General features: G+C 60.4%; 3 protein-coding genes. 1 reads left to right on the plus strand and 2 read right to left on the minus strand.

The genetic code is table 11. The features are described 5' to 3' along the window. The first annotated feature begins 167 nt into the window (after positions 1-167). Complete coding sequence (locus Q7W83_RS19565; RefSeq protein ID WP_150634064.1) at positions 168-1,484, plus strand: putative porin; 1,317 nt, start codon at positions 168-170, stop codon at positions 1,482-1,484. 161 nt (positions 1,485-1,645) lie between these two features. On the opposite strand, the gene Q7W83_RS19570 is transcribed toward Q7W83_RS19565, so the two are convergent. Both Q7W83_RS19570 and hrpA read right to left on the minus strand, forming a co-directional pair. Then, positions 1,646-2,767, minus strand: a complete 1,122-nt coding sequence (locus Q7W83_RS19570) for a beta-ketoacyl-ACP synthase III (protein ID WP_150634065.1) — start codon at positions 2,765-2,767, stop codon at positions 1,646-1,648. Between the two features lie 249 nt (positions 2,768-3,016). After that, on the minus strand, positions 3,017-6,928 hold the full coding sequence (gene hrpA / locus Q7W83_RS19575; RefSeq protein WP_150636390.1) for an ATP-dependent RNA helicase HrpA: 3,912 nt from the start codon (positions 6,926-6,928) through the stop codon (positions 3,017-3,019). Between the last annotated feature and the right edge of the window lie 53 nt (positions 6,929-6,981).

The following is a 6,981-nucleotide window of genomic DNA, read 5'->3' on the forward strand; positions in this document are numbered from 1 at the left end:
GTCATCGAGACGCCATCACATTGCCACTGCTTTGTCATAAACCATCGCGATACTGGCGCCTGTTTTTAGAGCGCCGGGTTATAGCACCCGGCCACTGTTTTCCGTCCCTTTGCGGTCGGTTGTGCCCCGGATGGCTCAGTCATCCCCTCTCATCTTCGGAGATTGATATGCGTCTTGCTTCCACGAAAACTGCGGCGGCCCTGTGTGGCGGTCTGCTGCTGGCCATGAGTGTGCCAGCCAGCGCCGCAGTCGACGCCAAACTGCTCGACATGCTGAAGGCTAACGGTTCGATTACCAACGCGCAGTACAGCGAACTGCAAGCCGAACTGGCCCGGGATCAGAAAGAACAGCAAATCGCCCGTCAGGCTCAACAAGAAACCAACGAGCAGATCGCGGCCACCGCGAAGAAAACCGAAGCACTGAGCACCTTCGACCAGAAACTGGCGTGGGCTGCCAAGACCCAGTTCAAGGGTGACGTGCGTTTCCGCCAGGAAACGGTCAAGAACGATGGCGTATCGAACACCGGTGACCAGGATCGTCAACGTATTCGTGTCCGCCTGGGTGCCTACACGGCAATCAACCCGCAAGTGGACACCGGCATCCGTATCGCCACTGGCAGCGACAATGACTCTCGTTCCACCAACCAGAGCCTGGATGGCAACTTCACCAAGAAGGATATCTGGCTGGACCAGGGTTACGTCGACTACCACCCCGATGCCATCAAAAACCTGCACCTCGTTGGCGGCAAGATGCCACAGCAATGGGTGAGCATGGGCGACATCATCTGGGATAGCGACATCAGCCCGGAAGGTCTGGCACTGACTTACAAATACCCGCTGGGCGGCAGCACCGAGCTGTTCGGGAGCGCCGGCCACTACACCCTCAAGGACAACGTCGACGGCGAAGGCAAGCAGTTCCGTCACGACCTGCGTCTGTACGCAGGCCAGTTGGGTGCGCGCTTCGCGATCACCGACAACTTGAAAATGACCCTGGGCGGCAGCCTCTACACTTACGATAACGACAACGACATCAACAACACCTGTGCTGCGAACACCTGCCGCCTGGCCATTAACGGCAACACGGCGAACGAGCAGTTCAAACTGTACGAAGGCTTTGGTCAACTCGACATCGGCGGCCTGCCAATGCCGCTGTCGATCTACGGTCAAGTCGTCAACAACGACGATGCCAGCAACGATCAGGACATGGGCTGGTTGGCCGGTGTCAAGACCAACGTCTTCGGCTTCGGCGTGGACTACAACTATCGCGACGTACAGCGCAACGCGGTGGTCGGCGCCTTCACCGACTCCGACTTCGCCAACGGTTTCACCGGTTCGCGCGGCAGCAAGTTGAAAGTGAGCTACGAGATCGACAAGAACTTCGCCCTCGGCGCGACGTACTTCATGGCTGATTCCGACTACACCAACGCCACGCTGCGGGACTCGAAAATCAACACCCTGCAACTGGATGCCGAAGCCAAGTTCTGATCCCTGCTACACGGCTCGGGCAAGGAAGCCCAAGCTGCTTTTACAAACTCGCGCTGCTGTTTCGGTCCCCATCATCCGTCCGATACAGCAGCGCGAGTTTTTTTATGCAAAAAAAGATCGCAACCTTCGCAGGCTGCGATCTTTTCATTTACCGCGATATCTCAACGCTTGCGCAGAATCACGCTACCAATCGAGTAACCGGCGCCAAACGAGCTGAGCACTGCCAGCGAACCTGCCGCCAGATCGTCCTGATTCTTGTGGAACGCAATCACTGAGCCCGCAGAGCTGGTGTTGGCGTAGGTGTCGAGAATCACCGGGGCTTCTTCTTCGGTGGCTTCGCGGCCCAGCAGTTTCTTCACGATCAAGTGGTTCATGCTGAGGTTGGCCTGGTGCAGCCAGAAGCGCTTCACGTCGCCCACGTTGAGCTGGTTCTCTTCCAGGTGCGCACCGATCAGCTCGGCAACCATCGGGCAGACTTCCTTGAACACCTTGCGGCCTTCCTGTACGAACAGTTTGTCCCTGGCGCCGATGCCCTCTTCCGCCGCGCGGTTGAGGAAACCGAAGTTGTTGCGGATGTTGTTGGAGAACTTGGTCAGCAATTTGGTGCTGACCACGTCGAACTGGTACTTGGACGTTGCCAAGTCGGCGCGTTCGATGATCACTGCCGTGGCCGCGTCGCCGAAGATGAAGTGGCTGTCGCGGTCGCGGAAGTTCAGGTGACCGGTGCAGACTTCCGGGTTGACCATCAGCACTGCCCGGGCCTGACCCAGTTGCACGCTGTTGGCGGCCGCTTGAATGCCGAAGGTCGCCGAGGAGCAGGCGACGTTCATGTCGAAACCGAACCCCTGAATCCCCAGCGCTTCCTGGACTTCGATGGCGATGGCCGGGTAGGCGCGTTGCAGGTTGGAGCAAGCGACGATGACGCCGTCAATGTCCGCCGCGGTTTTGCCGGCACGCTGCAAGGCTTGTTCGGCCGCGCCGATGGCCATCTGGCAAAGCACCGACCACTCGTCGTTCGAGCGCTCCGGCAGACGTGGCGCCATGCGTTGCGGGTCGAGAATGCCGTCCTTGTCCATGACGAAGCGGCTTTTGATGCCGGAAGCTTTTTCGATAAACGCGGCGTTGGACTCGGTCAACGCTTCGATTTCGCCACGGGCGATGGCATCGGCGTTGTCGGCGTTGAACAGCGCGACGTAAGCGTTGAAAGACTGCACCAGCTCTTCGTTGGAAATGCTGTTGGCCGGGGTGTACAGGCCGGTGCCGCTGATGACGACATTATGCATGGTCGTTTCTCTAATCTGTTCAGGCAGAAAGTGTTGGCACCGTCGTACCAACACACAAAGGGTCCGTTCCCGTCAGAGGAAGCAAACCTGGCATCGCTTTATTCCGTTCCGCCCGAACCTTAAGAGGCTCAAAACCGCGGGGCCGGCGTTTATAGGCGCGAAGTTTGCCATAAACGTTGGGGTTTGGCGCCTTTTTGCTGGATGAAGCAGCTTCCACAGGCACGACATAAATCTGTGGGAGCCCGTAGTCTACGGTTCGACCTGGGTCCACTGCTTGTTCAGGCGTTTGTCCGAGATCGGCACCTTCGTCCCCAGCTGTTGGGCAAACAGCGAAACCCGGTATTCCTCCAGCCACCAGCGATACAGCTCAAGCTGCGGATCGCGCTTGCCCTCTTGGGCGTGTTTATTGGCGCGGGTCTGGTATTGGGTCCAGAGACCAGACAACTCACCGCTCCAGACCCGGTCCTTCTGCACCTGAGCACCGAGTTTCTCGAAGCGCTGCTCGATGGCTTTCAGATAGCGCGGCAGTTCCTTGAGCCACTGCATCGGCGTTTCGCGGACGAAACCCGGATACACCAGATGACTGAGTTGCTGCTTGATGTCATTCAGGGCCACGGCCTGCGCCAGATCGATCTTGCCCTTGAAGCGTTTTTGCAGGCCGTGCCAGAGCTTGAGAATTTCCAGGGTCAGCTTCGCCAGACGCTCGGCATGCTCGGTCCAGCCGCCGCGTTTGCGCTCGGCCAACGCCGCCAGCCCGGCGCCATCACGCGGCAACGGGTCTTCGCCGTCGAGGATGCAACTGTCGAGACTGGCCAGCAGAATGTCTTCCACCAGGCTGTCGACGCGCCCCATGTCGCGGTACATCAAACCCAGTTCGGTCAGGCCCGGCAACTTGCCACGCAGGAACTTCGCCGGCTCCGCCAGTTGCTGCATCAGTAAACGCTGCAACGCACGGCGATGCTGAAACTCGGCTTCGGCCGGCGTCGAGAACCGCCCTTCCTTGACCGTGCCGGCTTCTTCCACCAGCGCCGGATACACCGTCATCGACAACCCGGCGATCTTCTGTTGGGTCTTTTCCGCCACCGCCGCAAAGACTTTCGCCTCCACCGGTTGCTGACTTTTCGCCGTTTGCGGAACGGCCAATGCGGCCTGACTGGCTTCAGCGAATCGCGCGGTGAGTTCCGCCAGATCCCGTCCTTCGCCAAGGAACTTGCCCTGACCATCGACGATTTCCAGGTTCATCCTCAGGTGATTGTCGACCTGCTGCGCCGCTTCCGCCCAGGCTTCATCGCTGACTCGCGCTCCGGTCATGCGCAGTAACTCGCGACCCAATGCTTGAGGCAACGAGCCTTCGGCAAAGGTCATGCGCTGCAACGCCGCCTTGACGAAGTCCGGCACCGGCACGAAGTTCTTGCGCAGCGCCTTGGGCAGGTTGCGCACCAAGGCAATGCACTTGGCTTCGATCACACCGGGCACCAGCCATTCCAGGCGTTCCGCCGGCAGCATCGGCAACAGCGGCGCCGGCACCCTCAGCGTCACGCCGTCACGCGGATGGTTCGGTTCGAAGTGGTAACTCAATGACAGTTCCAGATCACCAATGTGCAAGGTGTCCGGGTAATGCAGCGCGGTGACTTCACTGGCCTCGCGAGCCAGCACGTCTTCTTCGCGCATGATCAGCAGTTGCGGGTCTTTCTGGCTGTTGACCCGATACCAGCTGTCGAAGGTCGCGGTCTGGTGAATCTCCGCCGGCAGTCGCGCATCGTAGAAGGCGAACAGGGTTTCTTCGTCGGCCAGAATGTCGCGACGGCGGGCCTTGGCTTCCAGCTCGTCGAGCTGTTCCAGCAGCTGCTGGTTGGCCGTCAGGCACTTGGCTTTGGATTGGATCTCGCCACGCACCAGGCCTTCACGAATGAACAACTCACGGGACACCACCGGGTCGATCGGCCCGTAATGCACTGGTCGGCGCCCGACCACGATCAGCCCGAACAAAGTGATCTGCTCGAACGCCACGACCTGCCCGCGCTTCTTCTCCCAATGGGGTTCGAAGTGGTTTTTCTTGATCAGGTGCCCGGCGAGCGGCTCGATCCAGTCGGCGTCGATCTTGGCGACCATGCGCGCGTAGAGCTTGGTGGTTTCCACCAGTTCGGCGGCCATCAGCCATTGCGGACGCTTCTTGCCCAGGCCCGATGACGGGTGAATCCAGAAGCGCCGCTGGCGGGCGCCGAGGTAATCGCCTTCATCGGTTTTCTGCCCGATCTGACTGAGCAGGCCCGAGAGCACGGCTTTGTGCAGCTTGGGGTAATCCGCCGGCTCTTTGTTGAGGCTCAGCTGCATGTCACGGCAGATCAGGCTCAACTGACGGTGCGAGTCGCGCCACTCGCGCAACCGCAGGTAGTTGAGGAAGTTCTTGCGGCACCAGTTACGCAGGGGGCTCGCCGTCAGCGCCTGACGTTGCTCTTCAAAACCACGCCACAGATTGACCAGCCCGGCGAAGTCCGAGTCCACGTCCTTCCATTGCGCATGCGCCTGATCCGCCGCTTGTTGACGCTCCGGCGGTCGCTCGCGCGGGTCTTGAATCGACATGGCGCTGGCAACGATCAGCACTTCCTGCAAGCTGCCGAGTTTCGCCGCTTCCAGCAACATGCGGCCCATGCGCGGGTCCACCGGCAGGCGCGCCAATTGGCGACCCAGCGGGGTCAGCTGGCTGTTGCGATCCACCGCCGACAGCTCTTGCAGCAGGTTGAAACCGTCGCTGATGGCTTTGCCATCGGGTGGCTCGATAAACGGGAAATCGGTGATCTCGCCGAGGCGCAGGTGCAGCATCTGCAAAATCACCGCCGCGAGGTTGGTCCGCAGGATTTCCGGGTCGGTAAATTCCGGGCGCCCGATGAAATCTTCTTCGCCGTAAAGGCGGATGCAAATACCCGGCTCGACCCGACCGCATCGACCTTTACGCTGGTTGGCGCTGGCCTGGGAAATGGCTTCGATGGGCAGGCGCTGGACCTTGGCGCGATAGCTGTAACGGCTGATGCGCGCGGTGCCGCTGTCGATCACATAACGAATGCCCGGCACGGTCAACGAAGTTTCCGCGACGTTGGTTGCCAGCACCACGCGGCGCCCCGGGTGCGACTGGAAAATCCGCTGCTGCTCGGCCGGCGACAACCGTGCGTACAGCGGCAGGATTTCGGTGTGCTTGAGCTGGGCCTTGCGCAGCATGTCGGCGGCGTCGCGAATCTCGCGCTCGCCGGGCAGGAACACCAGCACGTCGCCGGGGCTCTTGCGCTCGCTGCGTTCGAACGCGGCAATTTCGTCGAGGGTGGCGAGGATCGCCTGATCCACGGTCAAGTCATCCTCGACGCGGTTGCCCTCTTCGTCCTGCTCCAGGGTCAGCGGTCGGTACCAGGTTTCCACCGGGAAGGTGCGGCCGGAAACTTCGACAATCGGCGCATCGTCGAAGTGCTTGGAGAAGCGCTCCAGATCGATGGTCGCCGAGGTAATGATGACTTTCAGGTCCGGACGACGGGGCAGCAGGGTTTTCAGGTAACCGAGCAGGAAGTCAATGTTGAGGCTGCGTTCGTGGGCTTCGTCGACGATGATCGTGTCGTAGCGCTCAAGGTAACGGTCGTTCTGGGTTTCCGCCAGCAGGATGCCGTCGGTCATCAGTTTGATCAGGGTGTTGGAATCGCTCTGATCCTCGAACCGCACCTGATAGCCGACCAGCGCGCCCAAGGGCGTCGCCAGTTCTTCAGCAACCCGGCTCGCCACGCTGCGCGCCGCAATTCGACGCGGTTGGGTGTGGCCGATCAGGCCATGTTGACCACGACCGATTTCCAGGCAGATCTTCGGCAACTGGGTGGTTTTACCCGAACCGGTTTCGCCAGCAATGATCAGCACCTGATGCTTGAGCAACGCTTCCTTGATTTCGTCGCGCTTGGCGGCAATCGGCAGGCTGTCGTCGTAACGAATCACCGGCAGGCTGGCACGCCGCGCCAGCACCTGATCACAGGACGCCTGCATACGCGTCACCCACTGGGCGAGCTTGGCCTCGTCGGGCTTCTTGCGCAGCTCAAGCAACTGCCGCCGCAGCCGGTGGCGGTCGGCGAGCATGGCGTGATCGAGGTTTTTCAGCAGTTTGTCGAGTGAAGGCGATTCGTCAGTCATCAGGTACGCAATAAGTCGTCTAGTGGCGCAGGGTGGCGATTGTCGCAGATTTT

Source organism: Pseudomonas sp. 300 (genome assembly GCF_055803035.1).